The organism is Dubosiella newyorkensis (genome assembly GCF_001945605.1).
In the GTDB taxonomy this organism is placed as follows: Bacteria; Bacillota_I; Bacilli_A; order Erysipelotrichales; family Erysipelotrichaceae; genus Dubosiella; species Dubosiella newyorkensis.
In genome coordinates this window covers 31,745-49,108 of sequence record NZ_MPKA01000044.1, presented here as the reverse complement: position 1 = coordinate 49,108, position 17,364 = coordinate 31,745, and the positions used below count along the sequence as shown (strand labels likewise).

Below are 17,364 nucleotides of genomic sequence, written 5' to 3'. Positions count from 1 at the left end.
AATGATTCTTATTCTTTGTTTTCAATCTTTTTCTCGCTGATGACTTCAAATAACAAAGAAGCATTGGCTTTTGATACTTGTTTTTGAATATCAAGGACACGGATCTCTAAGATCCGCGTTCCAAAGCGAAGCACGATTCGATCTCCCACTTCGACTTCATAGGAAGGCTTGACGATTCTTCCGTTGACTTCCACTCGCTGCTGAAGCGCCAATTCTTTGGCCGCCTCTCTTCGTTTCAAGATCCGCGCTGTTTTTAAATATTTATCCAATCGCATCTTCTATCTCCTTTTCATGCATCAATCGATCGATGACTTTCATCAACAAATCGATGTAACGTCCTTTCTTATCTAGAAGGATTTCTAATTTTCCTTTATTCATCTTTAATCGAATGGTTTTAGACAAAGCGCTCATATCGTGAAAGAGCGCGGCGCCATCGACTTTTTTCGAATAAGCAGGCGCCATTTGGATCTGAACATTCATATTCGTTTCCTTTAAAGAATCAACATAGTCTTCGTTCACGAACAAGTCAAGCTTCTTCTTTTTAAAGAGCTGACTAACTTCTTTTGGGATTTTGCCGAATAGATCTTCGATCCGATGCTGGTATTCATACAATTGCTGCAAGGAACGGATCGCTTTGATTTCTTGATAAAGATCGAGCTTATCGCCATCGTTCTCTGTAAACTGCTGCGGGATATATCCGCCCAATTGAATGTTCGCTTGTTTGACTTCTTTCGTTTCTTCGATTTCTTTGCCTTGTTTTTTGGCAATCGCATTCGAAAGGAGCTCTAAATACATATCCAGTCCCACTTGATCGATAAATCCCGCTTGCTGAGGTCCTAACATATCGCCCGCTCCGCGGATCGTTAAATCGCGCATCGCGATCTTATACCCAGAGCCGAGCTGGGTGAATTCTTTTATCGACTGCAAACGCTTATGCGCTTGTTCCGTGATTTCTTTTTGGCCATCGACCATCAAATAGCAATAGCCAATCTTATCTCTTCGTCCAACGCGTCCTCGGATCTGATAGAGCTGAGACAAGCCGAATCGGTCAGCTTGATCGATGATCATCGTATTGGCGTTGGCGATATCGAGTCCTGTTTCAATGATCGTCGTGCACACAAGGATCTTGTATTTTCCTTCGGCAAAATCGTACATCGTCTGTTCGATTTCTTCTTTGCTCATTTTTCCGTGAGCGATGCCCACTTGCACGTCTGGAAATTGTTTTTGGATCTTTTTTGCCACGCCATAAATATTGGAGACTCGATTGTTGAGATAGAACACTTGTCCATCGCGTGAAAGCTCGCGCTGAATGATCTCTTCAATCGCGCTTCCTCTTTTTTCGATCACATAAGTTTGTATAGGATGCCGATGAGCCGGAGGGGTGGTGAGCTGGGAGATCGTCCTGACACCGATCAATGACATTTGCAGAGTGCGCGGAATGGGAGTAGCTGATAAAGAAAGAACATCGATCGATTCTTTCAATTCTTTGATTTTTTCTTTATGTTCGACACCGAAACGCTGTTCCTCGTCAATGATCAAAAAGCCAAGGTCCTTATATTCGAAACTTTTATTAAGAAGCTTATGGGTCCCGATCACGATATCGATCGTTCCATTTTTTAAGCCTTCTTTGATTTGCTTGATTTCTTTCGCGCTCACGAAACGATTCACAAGCGCGATATTGGCACCCGTATATTCGAAACGCTTTTTCAAGGTTTGATAGTGCTGCATCGATAAGATCGTTGTCGGACAAAGGAAAGCGACTTGCTTATTGTTTGTGATCGCTTTAAAAGCGCATCGCATAGCGACTTCTGTTTTACCAAAGCCAACATCTCCGCATAATAGATGATCCATCGGCTTGGCTTTTTCCATTTCGGCTTTGATCTCTTCCGTCGCTTTCAATTGATCTTCGGTCGCTTCATATTCAAAGGCTTGATCGAATTCTTCTTGCAGCGCGTCATCTTTCGAGTAGGCAAAACCGATTTCTTCATTTCGATGCGCGTACAATTCAACAAGGCGCGAGGCGATTTCTTCGATTTTCGCGTTCACTCGCTCTTTCGTTTTTTGCCACTGGTTGCTTCCAAGCTGCGAGAGTTTGACACCCGCTCCTTCTTTGGAGATATATTTGCGGATAAATTGGAACTGAGCGAGAGGCACGAACAACTCGCCGCCCCGATAGACAATATGAAGATAATCTTGCGCTCTGCCATCTTTTTCGCGAGTCACGATTCCTAGATATTGTCCGATCCCATATTGTTCATGGACAACATAATCGAGTTTTTCCAGTTCCAATACGTTTTCCAGCACTTGACCTTCTTTAAATGTCTTTTGATACCGTTTATGCTTGACTTGCTGACGGAACAATTCCCGATTTGTATAAATTTCTTCCCCTTCATAGGAAAATCCTTCGTAAAAATCATTCGGTATGATCCGAAGAGGATACTCGCTAAGCGCTTTGACTTTTTTGGCATCTTCTTCATCTAAGGCGAACAAAGTGTTTTGATGGATCGTACCGAAAAACAAAGGCAATCCTTGACTGATCGGATCGAGTGGCCGGATATTTGAAAAAATAGGATCTTCGAGATCTTGGAATTCATGAAACATCAAAAAGGAATGCTTCGCTTCTAAACGATACAGATCATGAAACATGATGTAGCGGGCGATGCTTTTGCGATCTTGCACGAGCTCTTGAATAAAGGCGATATTGTCTTCGTTGAGCTTTTTAGCCGCTCGCTCCACTTCTTCTTGAGAAGAAAGAATGACTTCGGCGTCAATATAATCAAGAAGCTGATCTGAATGGATATAGGAAAAATAGCGATAGAGCTTAGGCGAAGTATCGTAGGTTTCTAAAGCGAGAAGATCTTCTTCAATATGATCTTGGAGCAAATCAAATTCTTCTTCGTTCAAACTCTTTTTTTCATGTTCAAGTTTTTCTTTCACGATCGTCTGGATCTCCGCAATCTGCTCATCTTTGAAAAGAAGATCTGTCGCAGGCGTGATCGTGACCTTCTCGATTGTTCTTATCGTTCGTTGGGTATGCTCATCGATCAGACGGATCGAATCAATTTCGGTATCAAAAAATTCAATGCGGGCCGGATGGTCTTGGCCTAAGATAAAGACATCGACGATTCCTCCCCGTGATGCGAAAGTACATGGACGATCGACATAATTGACTTTGCCATACCCGATCCGATTCAATTTCTTCTTAAGTTCTTTCATATTGAATTCTTGGCCGACTTCTAAGGTAAATGTATTTTCTTGAAAGAAAGTATGGTCGGGCAAGAAACGTAGAAAGCTCGCTGTATTGCAGACGATCAAGCGTGGCTTAGGATCGAGTGTGATTTGGACGAGGGCATTGAGCTGTTCTTCCATATCCTCTGGAGAGGAGGCGATCGCCTGGACACGCAAGCTTTCTTCCATCGTAAATAAAAGCACGTTTTCTTCCATTTGAAGCAGGCGATTATAAAGCTGCTGCGCCTCGTATCGATTTTTCTTTACGATAATGCGCGTTTTTTTATCGGTTAAAAAGGCGCTGACTAAAACGAGTGCTTCTTCCATCAAATATAGATTGCCAATATTGTTTTGGCGGGCCAAGATCGCTTTGGTCACTGGATTTTGGGCGAGTCGTTTAAAAATTTGCGGTTCCATGAGTTGCCATCCTTTATTTTTTATTGAATTGATTCATCGTTTGAGCAAAATTATGATCGATCGAATACGCTGCAGCTTCGCTTGCTTCTTGTAAGGCGTGATCGAGTTCATTTTTTTCATCCGCTTTGAACTTTCCTAATACCCAGTTGACCATTGGGATCTTAGGATCTTTTCCTACGCCGATACGGATCCGATCGAATTCTTGCGTAAAGATGCAAGAGATGATGCTTTTAATGCCATTATGGCCTCCTGCGCTGCCTTTCTGTCTTAGACGGATCTTTCCTACAGGAAGGTCGACATCATCATAAAGGATCAAGACATCCTCGCTGCCGCTTTTGTAAAAGTCAAGGCATTCGCGGAGCGCGAAACCGCTTTCGTTCATATACGTCAAGGGTTTGAGCAAGATCACATCTTCGCCATTTTGTTTCGTCTTTATAAATTTGGCGTTGAATTTTTCTTGGTTCCAGTCTAGATTCCATTTTTTTGCGAGTCGATCGATCGCCATAAATCCGGCGTTATGGCGTGTATTTTCATATTTTGTTCCGGGATTTCCTAATCCTACTATGATTTTCATACTCTATTCCTCCTACGAAAAAAAGTGGGAAGCTCTTCCCACTTATTCAACTTCTTTTCCTGGTGTATATAAAATACACAGATGGCGATTTACGCCTTCGCCTTGCGAGTGCGTGGATATATCTTCCATTTTTGAAAGCGCGTTATGGATCGCTTTTCGCTCGTCAGCTGGCATTGGATCAAGTTCGGCATCGACTTTTGTTCGGCGAACATCTTTGGCGACGCGGATCGCCATTCGGCAGATCTTGTCGTATCTTTCTTCTTTGTAGCCATTGACATCGATCAATAAACGGATCCGTTTTTTAAATTCGGCGCTTGCTGCCGCTTTGACAAGACGATTGAACGATTGAAGCGTCTTGCCGTTTTTTCCAATCAAGATCGCGTTGTTGCTCGTATTCACTTGAACACGATAGAAATCATCATCATCGATTTCCACAGATGTTTCGCCATCTAGATCGGTATTATCAAAATACGTCTGGATATAGTCATGAATAAATTTTTGGATATCCTTATTGCAGAAGACTTGGATCTCCACTGTTTTTCCAATACCAAGGAAACCTGCTTTTTCTTCGGTGACTGTATAGGTCAATTCTTCGACGCTGACTTCTTTTTCGCTCGCGGCTTTCTGTAGCGCCTCTTCAAGTGTTTTTCCAATAAATTTCTGATATTCCATACGCTTACTCCTAGTGTTTTTCTTTATCAGTCATCACAAAATGGATCAATAATGTCTGGCAAGTACGAATCACGGAAGAAACGAGCCAGTAAAAGGACATGGCGATCGGCCAGCTCAAATACATGAACGCGATCAGCGCTGTTGAGAAATACATCGTTGTATTCATCGTATTGCCCATCGGATTGTCGTCTTTGATGTATTTTTTCTGTTTCACATGATTTTTCTTGTCATCCAGCTTTTTGAGCCATTTTGGCAACTGTAAAGAGACAAGCTGGAAAATGACCATCAATACATACACGATGACCGGTCCCCATTGCGCATTGCTGGAGCCAAGCGTCGTAAACGCGCCCATTGGCGTTTCCGAAAGAGGCATTCCTAAAAAAGATCCATATACGACAGCGGCTGCCCGCATCGTCGCATAATACATTCCCATCATGACTGGCAATTGAATGAATGTAACTAGAAGCGTTCCGAATGGATTGATATCGTATTTGGAGTAGAGCTTCTGCATCTCTTGAGCCATCATCATTTTGGAACGCTCATCGTTTTTATCCTTATATTTGTTTTGGATCTTATTCATCTCCGGTTGGATCTGCTGCATCCGCTGGTTGGCGATCTGCGATTTGCGCGTGAAGAAGAAAATGATGATCTGAATGAGCAAGGTTGCTAAGATGATCCCGATTCCCGCATCGGTCCACGAAGCGAACACGTTGATCAATTGCGCGATCGGCCAAACGATCAAGCCATCGAACCAGCTTTGCGAGATCGCTTGCTTGAACGAAGTTGGTTCGATCGTGATCATTTCGTTCTTTCCTAATTTTTCGTATTCTTTTTTTAGTTTTTCATCCGTGATATCGGATACATTGACTCGATCTTTTTCTACTTCGATTTTTTCGCTCGCAATGATCTGATCCACTTTCGTTTTTCCATCCGTACCTCTTGGGTTCGAACAACCAGACAAACCGAGCAATACAAAACAGCAAAGTAGGAAAATATTCATTTTTTTATGTAAAAAATGCGTCATAGTTGTTCCTTCCCTATTTGTTGTCGTTTTTCGACTTTTTGTTTTGAACGTTTAAGTTCTTCTAGATTTTGCTGATACGTTTGTTTTTGATAAACCGGACGCACGATCAAGATCGTATCGTACGCTTCATTAAAATCATAGAGAGCATCGACCATGCTTCGAACTTGACGCTTGATTTGGTTGCGGCATACCGCGTTGCCAAGCTTCTTTCCTACGCTGATCCCTACCCGGGCTGTCGAATGCTTTTTCGGTTTATAATAAAAAACAAACGCACTAGACTTTAAATATTTACGATTCTGGATAATGGAAGCAAATTCATAATTTTTACATACTCTAAATTGTTTTTTCATGAAAAAATCCCTATCCAGACAAAAAAATCACCTTGCTGGTGATTTCTATGCGGATAATACCTTTCTACCTTTTGCTCTTCTGCGAGCTAGAACTTTACGCCCACCAACTGTCGCCATACGTGCACGGAAACCATGAACTCTTTTGTGTTTGATCTTACTTGGCTGATATGTTCTTTTCATTCTTTACACCCCACAGTCTATTACTATTTTATTTACAAATAAGATTGCTTGCCCATTATAGCAAATCCGATACATATCGTCAATGAAGTGTTCCTAATAAATTTTTCCCCAAGTTCCGTCTATATATTAATATAGGGGAAAAAGAAAAGCATAAATGACGAAAGTTTTCCCCATTCTTTTGGGAATTATATCATGCTTGATTTTGGTCATTTCAACAAAATGGGGGAAAACTGAATAAAATTCCCCTTTTTTCACCACAAAAACTTTTCCCCTATCCACCCCTTTGGGGATAAGTGGGGAAATCATCAATTATTCCTTACCTAAAAGAAAATCTTTCTAAAAATAATTGGGGATATGTTTGAGTTTTCCCCAATTATTTTCCTTCTTTTTCCCCATTTTCCCCAAGGGGAAAAGACTCTCCCTAATCCAGATATGGGGAAAACACATTCCTTTGGGGAAAAACTCTTTTATCCCCTTTTCGTTTTGTGTATAATGAAAACCTAGCAATACGAGCGAAAGGAGCAGAAGGATGGCCACAACATTAGAAATGCTTTGGGACAGCGTTTTAAAGAAGATCCACGAAGCTCAATATTTCGATGAACAAGATTTTCAAGTATGGATCCAAAAAACGACCTTGTTCAAGATAGAAAATGATTCCGCCTATGTCGCGTATCGATCCTCGATCACAAAAGCGATCATGGAAAGGCAGCTGGCCTTATTTGAAGCGACTTTGAGCGAGGAATGGGGCAACCCAGTTTCATTGATCTTGATCGAACAAAAAGAAATGGAACAAATGATGCCAGAAGTCGTCGTCGAACAAAGGACCAACACACTTCTGGAAAATAAATTCAATCCGAATTATACCTTTGAAAACTTTATCGAAGGCAGCAGCAACAAAGAAGCGTATGCCGCCTGTTTTGCCTCCTGCAATCAAGGAAGCCATCCAATGTTCAATCCATTGATGCTTTTTGGAAATTCTGGATTAGGGAAGACCCATCTTCTCCATGCGGTCGGCAATTATCTTCATGCCGAACGCCCGGAAGCGAAAGTCATCTATATGTATAGCGGCGACTTTGTTTCGATCCTTATCGAAGCGATGAAGACAAAGAATATTCATGGAAATACAGTCGATAAAGTCAAAGAGCAGCTTCTCGACTGTGATTATTTCTTGATCGACGATATTCAAAATTTGCAGCACAACTCTTCCCAGGAGGTCTTTTTCACGGTCTACAACAAGTTGATCGAAAAAGGCTCGCAGATCATCATTACCTCGGATATCCATCCTAAAGAATTGAGCAATCTGCAATCCCGCCTTATTTCGCGCTTTACTTCTGGCCTAGCGATCAATATCTCGAAACCAGGCTTTGAAACGAGTAAAGCGATCTTGAAAAAGAAATTGGATGGACGAGAAGATCTTGTGACCGATGAAGTTCTCGATTATTTGGCGATGTCCTATTCTTCGGATGTCCGCGATCTGGAAGGAAAGCTCAATCGTCTGATCTTTCAGTCGACTTTATTCAATCCCGACGTGATCGATCTAAAATTCGCGACTGAACATTTAGGCAAAGAGCCGATCGTCGAGCAAAAAAACGAATTGACGATGAAGACGATCAAACGTTCCGTCTCGCAATTTTATGGCTTATCCATTTCAGATCTGGAAGGAAAATCGAGACTCAAAGCGATCATGAACGCTCGACACATTTGTGTCTATCTTTCTAGAGAGCTTTTACACCTTCCTTATATGACGATTGGCAAGAAGCTTGGAAAACGCGATCATAAGACGATCCAGTCTTCCTATAACCGGGCGAAAGATCTAATGCAAAAAGATCAAGCCTTCGAGATCGCCGTCCATAAGATCAAAGAGAAGCTTTTGTGATTTCCCCAGGCTTCCCCAATCCATACCCAGCTAAAATCGTAAAAAAATCGCATAGATATTCGGTTTTCAAGAGTTTTCCCCAATATCCCCACCCTTATTGTTGTTACTATATACAAAATAAATATATTAAAGGAGTCTACATGAATTTCAGCATAGATCGAAAATACTTTTATGACCAACTTAGCATTGTCGCTCGGGCGATCTCACCCTATTCTCCGCTGCCCGCTTTATCTGGGATCTGTATTCAAGTAGAAGCGGATCATTTGATTTTGATGGGAAGCGATTCGACGATCTCGATTAAAACGATCATTGAACCCAATGAAGAAAATCAATTAAAAATCGAATCTACAGGATCGATCATCATCGAATCGAAATATCTATTAGAAATCATTCGAAAGCTAGAATGCAAGATCGTTTCTTTTGAATTGTTTGACGATACGTTGATCCGTATCGAAGGCGATCATGGAACGTTCCATTTGAATGGGATCGAAGGAAGCGAATATCCATCGATCGATTTTTATCAACCTCAAAATGAATTCATCCTTTCAAAAAAACAATTGAAAGAAATCGTGCGTCAAACTGGATTTGCATGCGCGGATTCTGATAGCCGTCCTGTTTTGAATGGCATCAATTTTAATATGCAAGGAGAAAACCTTTATTGTTCAGCGACAGACACATATCGTCTTGCGCGCAAAAGGATCACTTTGCCCCAAGAAAATACATTCAATATCACGATTTCCAATCGTTCGCTCAACGAGATCGTAAAATCGCTCAATCAAGAGGAAGAAGACATTCAGATCTTTGTGGATCAAAAAAAGGCGCAGTTTATTTTTGATGGGACGACCTTTCAAACGCGCTTGCTGGATGGAACGTTTCCGGATGTAGAACGAATTATTCCGCAACACTTTATTTCTACACTGCAGATCGATGCTAGAGAACTTTCGAACGCTATCGATCGAACGAATTTTATCTTGACGGACAAAGTGCATTTGATCAAATTAGAGTGCACGCCCAAGATCGTAGAGATCAAGACGCGCTCTAGCGAGATCGGCGATTCGAAAGAAGAATTGTTGAGCTCGATCTATGGTGGCGAAGATCTGACTTTGACATGCAATGGATCGTATATGCTCGATGCTCTGAAGGCACTTGGTTCTTCTAGAGTCGAGCTCTCTTTTACAGGAGTTTTGAAGCCGATCAAGATCAGCGATCCAGAAGATGATTCGACATTGATGATCGTTGTTCCGGTACGGAGCATTGATTAAGGAAGCCACGTAATGTGCTTCCTTTTTTCTTGTATTCAAATAGGGATTATGGTAAAATGTTTGATTTTGTGCTATAATGTATTACATTGAAAGGAGACTGTATGAAATTTAAATTGACGAATGATTACATCGCTTTGGGGCAACTTTTAAAAGCCTGTGATGTCGTTTCAAGTGGCGGTGAAGTGAAATATTTTTTAGCGAACTGTCCTGTTTTTCTCAATGGAGAAAAAGAAGATCGACGTGGAAAAAAGATTTATGCAGGGGATGTTGTCGAAGCCGATGGAATTAGGATCGAAGTCGAATGAATATTAGAAAACTGAAGTTCTATCATTTTCGAAATTATGACAAGGCTTCTTTTTCTTTTGAAGAAAATGGGATCCATATCTTGCGTGGAAACAACGCGCAAGGCAAGACCAATGTCGTAGAAGCGATCTATTTTTTATCGCTGCTGCGCTCTTTTCGAACGAGCAAACCGAATCTCATGATCAAGCACGATGAAGAAATGATGATGATCGAAGCGCAGATCGAATCGAAAGAAAGAACGGAAGATCTAAAAGTCGTTCTTTCAGAGCATAAAAAACAGCTTTTTCGGTTTGGACAGCCCGTCTCTACGTATTCTTCTTTTGTTGGCTCGCTCAACGCGATCTTGTTTTGCCCCGACGACTTGATGCTTTTTGCTGGCGCTCCAAGTCAGCGACGCAAGTTTATCGACACAGAATTGATCAAGCTTTCCAAGACCTATACAGCAACCCTTTCGCATTATCAAAAGCTCTTGAAAGATCGAAACTTGGCTTTGAAGAGCACGCCGGTCGATCGCGCGCTCATTCAAGTATATACCGATCAGATGATCGAGGATGAAAAGATCATTATCAAGCAGCGACATGCGTTTTTGAAAGACTTGATCGAAAAATCCCAATCGCTTTATCCTTTTTTTGATGATGGAAAAGAAGTGATGGATGCGGTCTATAAAACATTCGTACCCATCGACGAAAATCTAGAGCAGTCCTTGAAGGAAGCTTACGCGACTTCCCTTTCAAAGGATCTGTTTTATAAAACGACCCAATTGGGGATCCATAAAGATGATTTTATTTTTTCTCTCAATGGCGTCCCTGTCATAGAGAGCGCGAGCCAAGGTCAAAAAAGAAGCGTACTTCTTTCCTTGAAGCTTGGACTCGCTCACATCGTCTATGAAAAAGATGGGCAATATCCGATCTTGCTGTTGGACGATGTATTCAGCGAGCTTGATGAAGGGCGCAAACGGACATTGATCCAAATGCTTCCTGAGCAGATGCAGATCTTCATAACGAGCGCTGAACCGATCCAGACAGACTGGTTCAAACGAAAAGTATTTTTTTATACGATAGAGAATGGAACGATAAAGGAGGAAGTTCATGAGCGAAACGAATAACGATGAATTGCTGAAATTTGAAGAAATGGAAAACCAAGCCACTTTTGTGGACCATTCCTATACAGCTGATGACATTCAAGTATTAGAAGGACTCGAAGCGGTAAGGCTTCGGCCAGGTATGTATATTGGCTCGACTTCTTCTCGTGGACTTCATCATCTTGTTTGGGAGATCGTTGACAATGGAATCGATGAAGCTCTAGCGGGCTTCGCCAACCAGATCGATGTGACGATCGAAAAAGACAATGTGATCAGTGTGCGAGACAATGGACGCGGTATGCCTGTTGGCATCCACGAAAAGACAGGACTGAGTGCGGTCGAGACGATCATGACCGTCCTTCATGCGGGTGGTAAATTTGGTGGGGGTGCTTATAAAGTCTCCGGCGGATTGCATGGTGTAGGAGCGAGCGTTGTGAACGCTTTGAGCGAATGGATGGAAGTCAAGATCTTTCAAGATGGAAAAATCTATATGATCCGGTTTGAAAATGGCGGTCATACCGTGGCGCCATTAAAGGTCATTGGCGAAACGAATGAAACCGGATCGCTTGTCCGCTTTAAAGCCGATCCGCAGATCTTTAAAGAAACAACGACTTATGATTATGAGATTTTGAATACAAGACTTCGTCAGCTAGCTTTCTTGAATCGGGATATCCGTCTGACTTTAAGGGATGAGCGCGGCGAGACTCCTCGCGTCAATGAATACCATTATAAAGGCGGGATCATTGAATATGTCGAATATTTGAATAAAGGCAAGCAGCTTATTTCAGAGCCTGTGATCTATGTGGATGGGTTGCAGGATGGGATCTTTGCGGAAGTCGCTTTGCAGTATAACGATGGATACCAGGCGAATATTTATTCGTTCTGCAACAATATCAATACGCATGAAGGCGGTTTCCATGAAGAAGGCTTCCGTTTGGCTTTGACACGTATCATCAATAAATACGCTAAAGACAACAATATGTTGAAAAAAGACGAGAGTCTTTCCCAAGAGGATGTTAAAGAAGGTTTGGTCGCGATCATTTCGATCAAGCATCCAGACCCTCAATATGAAGGGCAAACAAAAACAAAATTAGGAAACTCGGAAGTCCGCAAGATCGTTTCTAATATCGTAGGCGATAAAATGCATCGTTTCTTTTTGGAAAATCCAAGCGTGGCTAAGGCGATCGTCGACAAGGCGATGGTCGCTTCTAAAGCCCGTATCGCCGCCAAAAAGGCGCGTGAGCTGACGCGAAGAAAGTCCGCTTTGGATGGGATCACTTCTTTGCCAGGAAAATTGACAGATTGTTCCAGCAAAGATGCTAGCGAATGCGAGATCTATATTGTCGAGGGGAACTCGGCGGGTGGTTCTGCCAAGCAAGGAAGAGACGCGAAGACCCAAGCGATCTTGCCGCTTCGAGGAAAGATCTTGAATGTTGAAAAAGCGAGAACGAATCGGATCTTCGAGAATGCGGAAATACGAAGCATGATCACAGCTTTTGGTTGCGGGATCCAAGATGATGTCGATCTTTCTAAGCTTCGTTATCATAAGATCATTATAATGACGGATGCCGATGTCGACGGTTCGCATATCAGTACATTGATGTTGACGTTCTTATATCGGTTCATGAAACCAGTCGTCGAGGGCGGATATGTGTATTTGGCCCAGCCTCCTCTTTATAAAGTCCAGAAGGGGAAGAAGGTGGCTTATGCGTATAAAGAACAAGAGATGGATCAGCTTCGTGATGAATTTAAAGAAGGATACAAAGTGCAGCGTTATAAAGGACTCGGTGAAATGGATGCCGAGCAGCTATGGGAAACGACGATGGATCCGGCCAATCGGATCTTGAAGCGGGTCACGATCGAGGATGCTATGGAAGCCGATGCGGTGTTCGATATGCTGATGGGAGAAGATGTCGATCCACGTAGAGAGTTTATTCAAGAAAATGCGACGTATGCGAATTTGGATCTATAGGAGTGAATGAACATGCCAGAAAAGAATACAGAAGAATTAGAAAATCAAGGAGAACGCGGACACGATGTGATCGAGGATGTCGAAATCTCAAAAGAAATGAAAGAATCATTTCTTGATTATTCGATGTCTGTCATCGTGCAGCGGGCTCTTCCCGATGTTCGCGATGGCCTCAAGCCTGTTCATCGTCGTATTCTTTATGCGATGAACACATTGAATATGACAGCCAATACAGCGCATAAAAAAAGCGCGCGTATCGTCGGCGATGTCATTGGTAAATATCATCCGCATGGAGATACGGCTGTCTATGACGCGATGGTTCGAATGGCGCAAGATTTTTCCTATCGTTATCCGCTCGTGGACGGGCATGGAAACTTTGGTTCCTTGGATGGAGATGGGGCCGCGGCCATGCGATATACCGAGGCGCGCATGTCGAAGATCTCGATGGAAATGGTTGCCGATATCAATAAGGAAACGGTCGACTTTTCGCCGACCTATGATTCAGATGGAGAAGAGCCGGATGTCCTTCCTTCTCGGATCCCGAATTTATTGTTGAATGGAGCGATGGGGATCGCCGTCGGGATGGCGACGAACATTCCTCCGCATAATTTAAGCGAGACAGTCAAGGCGATCGACGCGGTAATGGAGGATCCAGATATCACGGTTCCGGAATTGATGGAACATATCAAAGGTCCGGATTTTCCAACGGGCGGGATCATCTTAGGAAGAAAAGGGATCCGTCAAGCGTATGAAACGGGTCGTGGTTCGATCATGATCCGTTCGAAATATCGTGTAGAGGAATTATCGCAAGGAAGAAAAAGGATCATCTTTTATGAGATTCCTTATTCTGTGAATAAAGCGAATTTGCTTGCCAAAATGGCGACATTGATCAAAGATAAAGCGATCCAAGGCATAACGTATTTGAACGACGAAAGCAATCGTGAAGGGGTGCGGATCGTAATGGAGCTTAAAAAGGACGCTCAAGAGGATGTGATTTTGAATCAGCTATTCAGATTGACGCCTTTGCAGTCTTCTTTTGGGATCAATATGCTCGCTTTGGAAAGAGGCCGGCCAAAGCAGCTTTCTTTAAAGGAGATCATTGTCGATTATATCGATCATCAAGTGGATGTGATCGTTCGGAAAACAAAATATGATTTAAAGAAAGCGAAAGAGAGAGCGCATATTTTAGAAGGATTGCGGATCGCGCTCGATCATTTGGATGAAGTCATTCATATGATTCGCAGTTCGCATAAAGACGAGAATGGTTTGAATGCCGATCTGTGTGAAGCCTTTGGTTTTACGCAGATCCAGGCTCGGGCGATCTTAGCGATGCAACTTCGGCGCCTTTCTGGTTTGGAACGCGAAAAGATCGAGAATGAATACCAGACGCTTCTAGAAACGATCGCGGATCTCGAGGATATTTTAGCAAATCACGATCGTGTCTTGCAGATCATCAAAGAGGATCTCGAAGAGATGGATCGAAGGTATGGTGATGCTCGTCGTACGGAGATATCGGAATCGTATGTGGATATGGAAGATGAAGATCTGATTCCTCGTGAAGATATCATTATCACGTTGACAGAATCGGGTTATATCAAAAGGCAACCAGTCGACACCTATCATGCTCAAAATCGTGGGGGCAAAGGAATCAAGTCGGTGACACTCAACGAGGAAGATCAAGTCGATACGCTGTTGAGCATGAACACGCATAATCCGCTTCTTTTGTTTACGAATTTAGGGCGTGTCTATCGAATCAAAGGCTATAACATCCCGAATGCTTCCAGGACAGCGAAAGGACTACCGATCGTGAATATCGTCGAGCTGCAACCGGATGAAAAAGTTCAGACGCTCCTTGCGGTCCCAGAAGATAAAGACGGATTTGAAAGCTTGTTGTTCGTAACCAAAAATGGGATCGTAAAACGAACAAGTGTCAAGGAGTTCGATACGATCAATCGGAATGGCAAGATCGCGATCACGCTCAAAGATGATGATGAATTGAAATATGTCAAAGCGACAACAGGCTCGGATGAGATCATTATCGCGGGCAACAATGGAAAAGCGGTGCGTTTTGATGAATCGCAAATTCGTATGAGTGGCAGAACGGCGGCTGGTGTTCTTGGATTCAATACCGATGGTGGTCAAGTTGTTGGTGTCGCGCTGTCCCACGAAGGAGATACGGTTCTTTGCGTTTCGGAAAATGGATATGGCAAGCGTTCTTCGTTTGCGGATTTCAGAAAAACGGCGCGAGGTAAAAAAGGTGTACGCGCGCTTCGGATCACGGAAAAAACGGGTGATCTTGTTTCTTTGTTGTCGGTCCATGGGGATGAGGATGCGTTGATCGTCTCGAGCACAGGAATCATGATCCGGATCCATCTTGCTGATATTGGTGTGTATGGACGAAATACACAAGGAATCAAGCTCATCAATTTAGACGAAGGAGCGAAGGTGAATAAGATCACATTGGTCAATCACGATGAAGAAGAGATCGAGGAAATCGATGTGGTGGATGATCAAGGAATCGAAGAAAAGTTCGCTGTAGAATCCGATCCAGATGGACAGATGAATGTCGAAGAGGAAGAGATCGCAAATTCGTAAGTATAATTTTTGCTTAACTTTTATCTTGAATAGATGTAAAATTAAACCAAATCAATTGGGGAGGTGGCTATTCTTCTCTATCGTTAGATAGAAGTCGATCGCAAGCCTGTGATCGGAAGAGTCATAAAATAAAAAAAAGCGTAGAACAGGTTTTTTATAACGCCATTTCGATTCATAGAGACGATGCGGCTGGTGGAAGCATCGACGAAACGTTATAAGCAGCCCCTGTGAGCGATCCTATGAAAATCAGTAATAGGATCCGGAGCCAAACCGTTATCATGGAAGAGGTTTTCATTGAGGATGAAAACGAAAAAGGGTGGTACCGCGAAGATCTTCGTCCCTTGACGAAGGTCTTTTTTTTAGGAGGTCATATGCTAGATATTAAATTTGTACGAGAAAACCCAGATCTTGTGAAAGAGAACATTCGTAAAAAATTCCAGGATCATAAGCTTCATTTAGTTGACGAAGTGATCGAAGAAGATCAAGAACTGCGCGCGACACAGCAGCAGGCGGATTCTTTACGGAATCAGCGCAAGTCGATTTCGAAAGAGATCGGCAAGCTCATGTCACAAGGAAAAAAAGAAGAAGCGGCTGAAGTCAAATCTCAAGTGGCTAAGATCGCTGAAGATCTTGAGACGCTTTCTAAAAGAGAAGACGCGCTTCGTCAATCGGTTTTAGAAAAAATGATGCAGATCCCGAATATGATCGATGTAACAGTGCCGATTGGAAAAGATGATTCAGAGAATGTGGAATTGGAACGTTTTGGAGAACCTGTCGTTCCTGATTTTGAGATTCCTTACCATACAGAAATCATGGAGCGGTTTAATGGGATCGATTTGGATGCGGCAAGAAAAGTGGCTGGCAACGGCTTCTATTATTTAATGGGTGATATTGCGCGCTTGCATTCTTCGATCTTATCGTACGCAAGAGATTTTATGATCAATAAAGGATTCACGTATGTCATTCCTCCTTATATGATTCGTTCGAATGTCGTGACGGGTGTCATGTCCTTTGCGGAAATGGAAGGAATGATGTATAAGATCGAGGGCGAAGATCTCTATTTGATCGGAACGAGCGAACACTCGATGATCGGTAAATTTATTGATACGATCTTAGATGAAAAAGCTCTTCCTTATACCTATACTTCCTATTCTCCTTGTTTTAGAAAGGAAAAGGGAGCGCATGGCATTGAAGAGCGTGGAGTCTATCGGATCCATCAATTTGAAAAACAAGAAATGATCGTTGTATGTAAACCAGAAGAATCAATGGATTGGTTTAAAAAGATGTATATGAATACGGTGGAGTTTTTCCGTTCGATGGATATTCCTGTCCGCACTTTAGAATGCTGTTCTGGTGATCTGGCAGATTTGAAATGTAAGTCGGTCGATGTGGAGGCTTGGTCTCCTCGCCAACAAAAATACTTTGAAGTGGGAAGCTGTTCGAATTTAACGGATGCCCAAGCTCGTCGATTGAAGATCCGCGTTAAAGATGATAAGGGCAATAAATATTTTGCTCATACGTTAAACAACACCTGTGTCGCTCCACCTCGTATGTTGATCGCCTTCTTAGAAAACAATTTGCAGGAGGATGGTACGGTGAAGATCCCGGAAGTGCTTCGTCCTTATATGGGAGGTACAGAGGAGCTAAAACTGGTTCGCTAGTTCTCGTTTGACTTTTTAGAGCGATTTTGCTATTATATTTAAGCTACTACAATACGATCTTATGAATCGGGTCAGGTCAGGAATGAAGCAGCCCTAAGTAAGCTCCCGTATGTGTAGTAGTTTTTTTATACAATTAAGAGGAAGGATCTGGATTGGATCTTTCCTCTTTGTT

The 17,364-nt window shown here is 42.6% G+C and carries 14 protein-coding genes, 1 other RNA gene and 1 other annotated feature; of the genes, 8 read left to right on the top strand and 7 right to left on the bottom strand.

The features are described 5' to 3' along the window. Nucleotides 1-8 precede the first annotated feature (8 nt). From BO225_RS01840 to rpmH, 7 genes are read right to left on the bottom strand one after another with little or no spacing between them, the layout of a single operon-like run. Nucleotides 9-275, bottom strand: coding sequence for an RNA-binding S4 domain-containing protein (locus tag BO225_RS01840; protein WP_076340577.1), 267 nt, complete (start codon nucleotides 273-275; stop codon nucleotides 9-11). Continuing rightward, nucleotides 262-3,645, bottom strand: a complete 3,384-nt coding sequence (mfd, locus tag BO225_RS01835) for a transcription-repair coupling factor (protein WP_076340576.1) — start codon at nucleotides 3,643-3,645, stop codon at nucleotides 262-264. The genes BO225_RS01840 and mfd overlap by 14 nt, the downstream gene beginning before the upstream one ends. A 13-nt stretch (nucleotides 3,646-3,658) precedes the next feature. Further along, nucleotides 3,659-4,219 (bottom strand): aminoacyl-tRNA hydrolase, encoded by a 561-nt coding sequence (gene pth / locus BO225_RS01830; protein ID WP_076340575.1) that lies wholly within the window; start codon nucleotides 4,217-4,219, stop codon nucleotides 3,659-3,661. A gap of 42 nt (nucleotides 4,220-4,261) precedes the next feature. Then, on the bottom strand, nucleotides 4,262-4,891 hold the full coding sequence (gene jag / locus BO225_RS01825; protein ID WP_076340574.1) for an RNA-binding cell elongation regulator Jag/EloR: 630 nt from the start codon (nucleotides 4,889-4,891) through the stop codon (nucleotides 4,262-4,264). A 10-nt stretch (nucleotides 4,892-4,901) separates the two neighbouring features. Next, on the bottom strand, nucleotides 4,902-5,915 hold the full coding sequence (locus BO225_RS01820) for a YidC/Oxa1 family membrane protein insertase (RefSeq protein WP_076340573.1): 1,014 nt from the start codon (nucleotides 5,913-5,915) through the stop codon (nucleotides 4,902-4,904). Next, the gene (gene rnpA, locus BO225_RS01815) at nucleotides 5,912-6,265 is read right to left on the bottom strand and encodes a ribonuclease P protein component (RefSeq protein WP_076340572.1); all 354 of its coding nucleotides are present in this window, start codon (nucleotides 6,263-6,265) and stop codon (nucleotides 5,912-5,914) included. The genes BO225_RS01820 and rnpA overlap by 4 nt, the downstream gene beginning before the upstream one ends. A gap of 45 nt (nucleotides 6,266-6,310) precedes the next feature. Next, nucleotides 6,311-6,445 carry a 50S ribosomal protein L34 gene (rpmH, locus tag BO225_RS01810; RefSeq protein ID WP_076340571.1) on the bottom strand — a complete coding sequence of 45 codons (135 nt, stop codon included), beginning with the start codon at nucleotides 6,443-6,445 and terminating at the stop codon, nucleotides 6,311-6,313. 529 nt (nucleotides 6,446-6,974) lie between these two features. Between rpmH and dnaA the strand changes: the two genes are divergently transcribed. From dnaA to ffs, 8 genes are all read left to right on the top strand, one after another. Further along, entirely contained in the window at nucleotides 6,975-8,321 is a 1,347-nt protein-coding gene (gene dnaA, locus BO225_RS01800) for a chromosomal replication initiator protein DnaA (protein WP_076340569.1), read from the top strand. Between the two features lie 140 nt (nucleotides 8,322-8,461). Then, nucleotides 8,462-9,583, top strand: a complete 1,122-nt coding sequence (gene dnaN, locus BO225_RS01795) for a DNA polymerase III subunit beta (RefSeq protein ID WP_076340568.1) — start codon at nucleotides 8,462-8,464, stop codon at nucleotides 9,581-9,583. Nucleotides 9,584-9,684: 101 nt separating this feature from the next. Continuing rightward, nucleotides 9,685-9,888, top strand: a complete 204-nt coding sequence (locus BO225_RS01790; RefSeq protein ID WP_076340567.1) for an RNA-binding S4 domain-containing protein — start codon at nucleotides 9,685-9,687, stop codon at nucleotides 9,886-9,888. Next, nucleotides 9,885-10,991 carry a DNA replication/repair protein RecF gene (gene recF / locus BO225_RS01785; protein WP_076340566.1) on the top strand — a complete coding sequence of 369 codons (1,107 nt, stop codon included), beginning with the start codon at nucleotides 9,885-9,887 and terminating at the stop codon, nucleotides 10,989-10,991. Before BO225_RS01790 ends, recF begins: the two co-directional genes overlap by 4 nt. A 25-nt stretch (nucleotides 10,992-11,016) precedes the next feature. Then, the gene (gyrB, locus tag BO225_RS01780; RefSeq protein ID WP_076340704.1) at nucleotides 11,017-12,939 is read left to right on the top strand and encodes a DNA topoisomerase (ATP-hydrolyzing) subunit B; all 1,923 of its coding nucleotides are present in this window, start codon (nucleotides 11,017-11,019) and stop codon (nucleotides 12,937-12,939) included. Nucleotides 12,940-12,951: 12 nt separating this feature from the next. After that, complete coding sequence (gene gyrA / locus BO225_RS01775) at nucleotides 12,952-15,531, top strand: DNA gyrase subunit A (protein ID WP_076340565.1); 2,580 nt, start codon at nucleotides 12,952-12,954, stop codon at nucleotides 15,529-15,531. A 132-nt stretch (nucleotides 15,532-15,663) separates the two neighbouring features. Beyond that, nucleotides 15,664-15,876: a binding site (T-box leader), on the top strand. Between the two features lie 26 nt (nucleotides 15,877-15,902). After that, complete coding sequence (gene serS, locus BO225_RS01770) at nucleotides 15,903-17,192, top strand: serine--tRNA ligase (RefSeq protein ID WP_076340703.1); 1,290 nt, start codon at nucleotides 15,903-15,905, stop codon at nucleotides 17,190-17,192. 35 nt (nucleotides 17,193-17,227) lie between these two features. Then, nucleotides 17,228-17,325, top strand: an RNA gene (gene ffs / locus BO225_RS01765) — signal recognition particle sRNA small type. Nucleotides 17,326-17,364 lie beyond the last annotated feature (39 nt).

Bases quoted from the DNA above. Each gene is read 5' to 3' on its own strand.
- BO225_RS01840 (WP_076340577.1), bottom strand. From the start codon at position 275: ATGCGATTGGATAAATATTTAAAAACAGCGCGGATCTTGAAACGAAGA.
- mfd (WP_076340576.1), bottom strand. From the start codon at position 3,645: ATGGAACCGCAAATTTTTAAACGACTCGCCCAAAATCCAGTGACCAAA.
- pth (WP_076340575.1), bottom strand. From the start codon at position 4,219: ATGAAAATCATAGTAGGATTAGGAAATCCCGGAACAAAATATGAAAAT.
- jag (WP_076340574.1), bottom strand. From the start codon at position 4,891: ATGGAATATCAGAAATTTATTGGAAAAACACTTGAAGAGGCGCTACAG.
- BO225_RS01820 (WP_076340573.1), bottom strand. From the start codon at position 5,915: ATGACGCATTTTTTACATAAAAAAATGAATATTTTCCTACTTTGCTGT.
- rnpA (WP_076340572.1), bottom strand. From the start codon at position 6,265: ATGAAAAAACAATTTAGAGTATGTAAAAATTATGAATTTGCTTCCATT.
- rpmH (WP_076340571.1), bottom strand. From the start codon at position 6,445: ATGAAAAGAACATATCAGCCAAGTAAGATCAAACACAAAAGAGTTCAT.
- dnaA (WP_076340569.1), top strand. From the start codon at position 6,975: ATGGCCACAACATTAGAAATGCTTTGGGACAGCGTTTTAAAGAAGATC.
- dnaN (WP_076340568.1), top strand. From the start codon at position 8,462: ATGAATTTCAGCATAGATCGAAAATACTTTTATGACCAACTTAGCATT.
- BO225_RS01790 (WP_076340567.1), top strand. From the start codon at position 9,685: ATGAAATTTAAATTGACGAATGATTACATCGCTTTGGGGCAACTTTTA.
- recF (WP_076340566.1), top strand. From the start codon at position 9,885: ATGAATATTAGAAAACTGAAGTTCTATCATTTTCGAAATTATGACAAG.
- gyrB (WP_076340704.1), top strand. From the start codon at position 11,017: ATGGAAAACCAAGCCACTTTTGTGGACCATTCCTATACAGCTGATGAC.
- gyrA (WP_076340565.1), top strand. From the start codon at position 12,952: ATGCCAGAAAAGAATACAGAAGAATTAGAAAATCAAGGAGAACGCGGA.
- serS (WP_076340703.1), top strand. From the start codon at position 15,903: ATGCTAGATATTAAATTTGTACGAGAAAACCCAGATCTTGTGAAAGAG.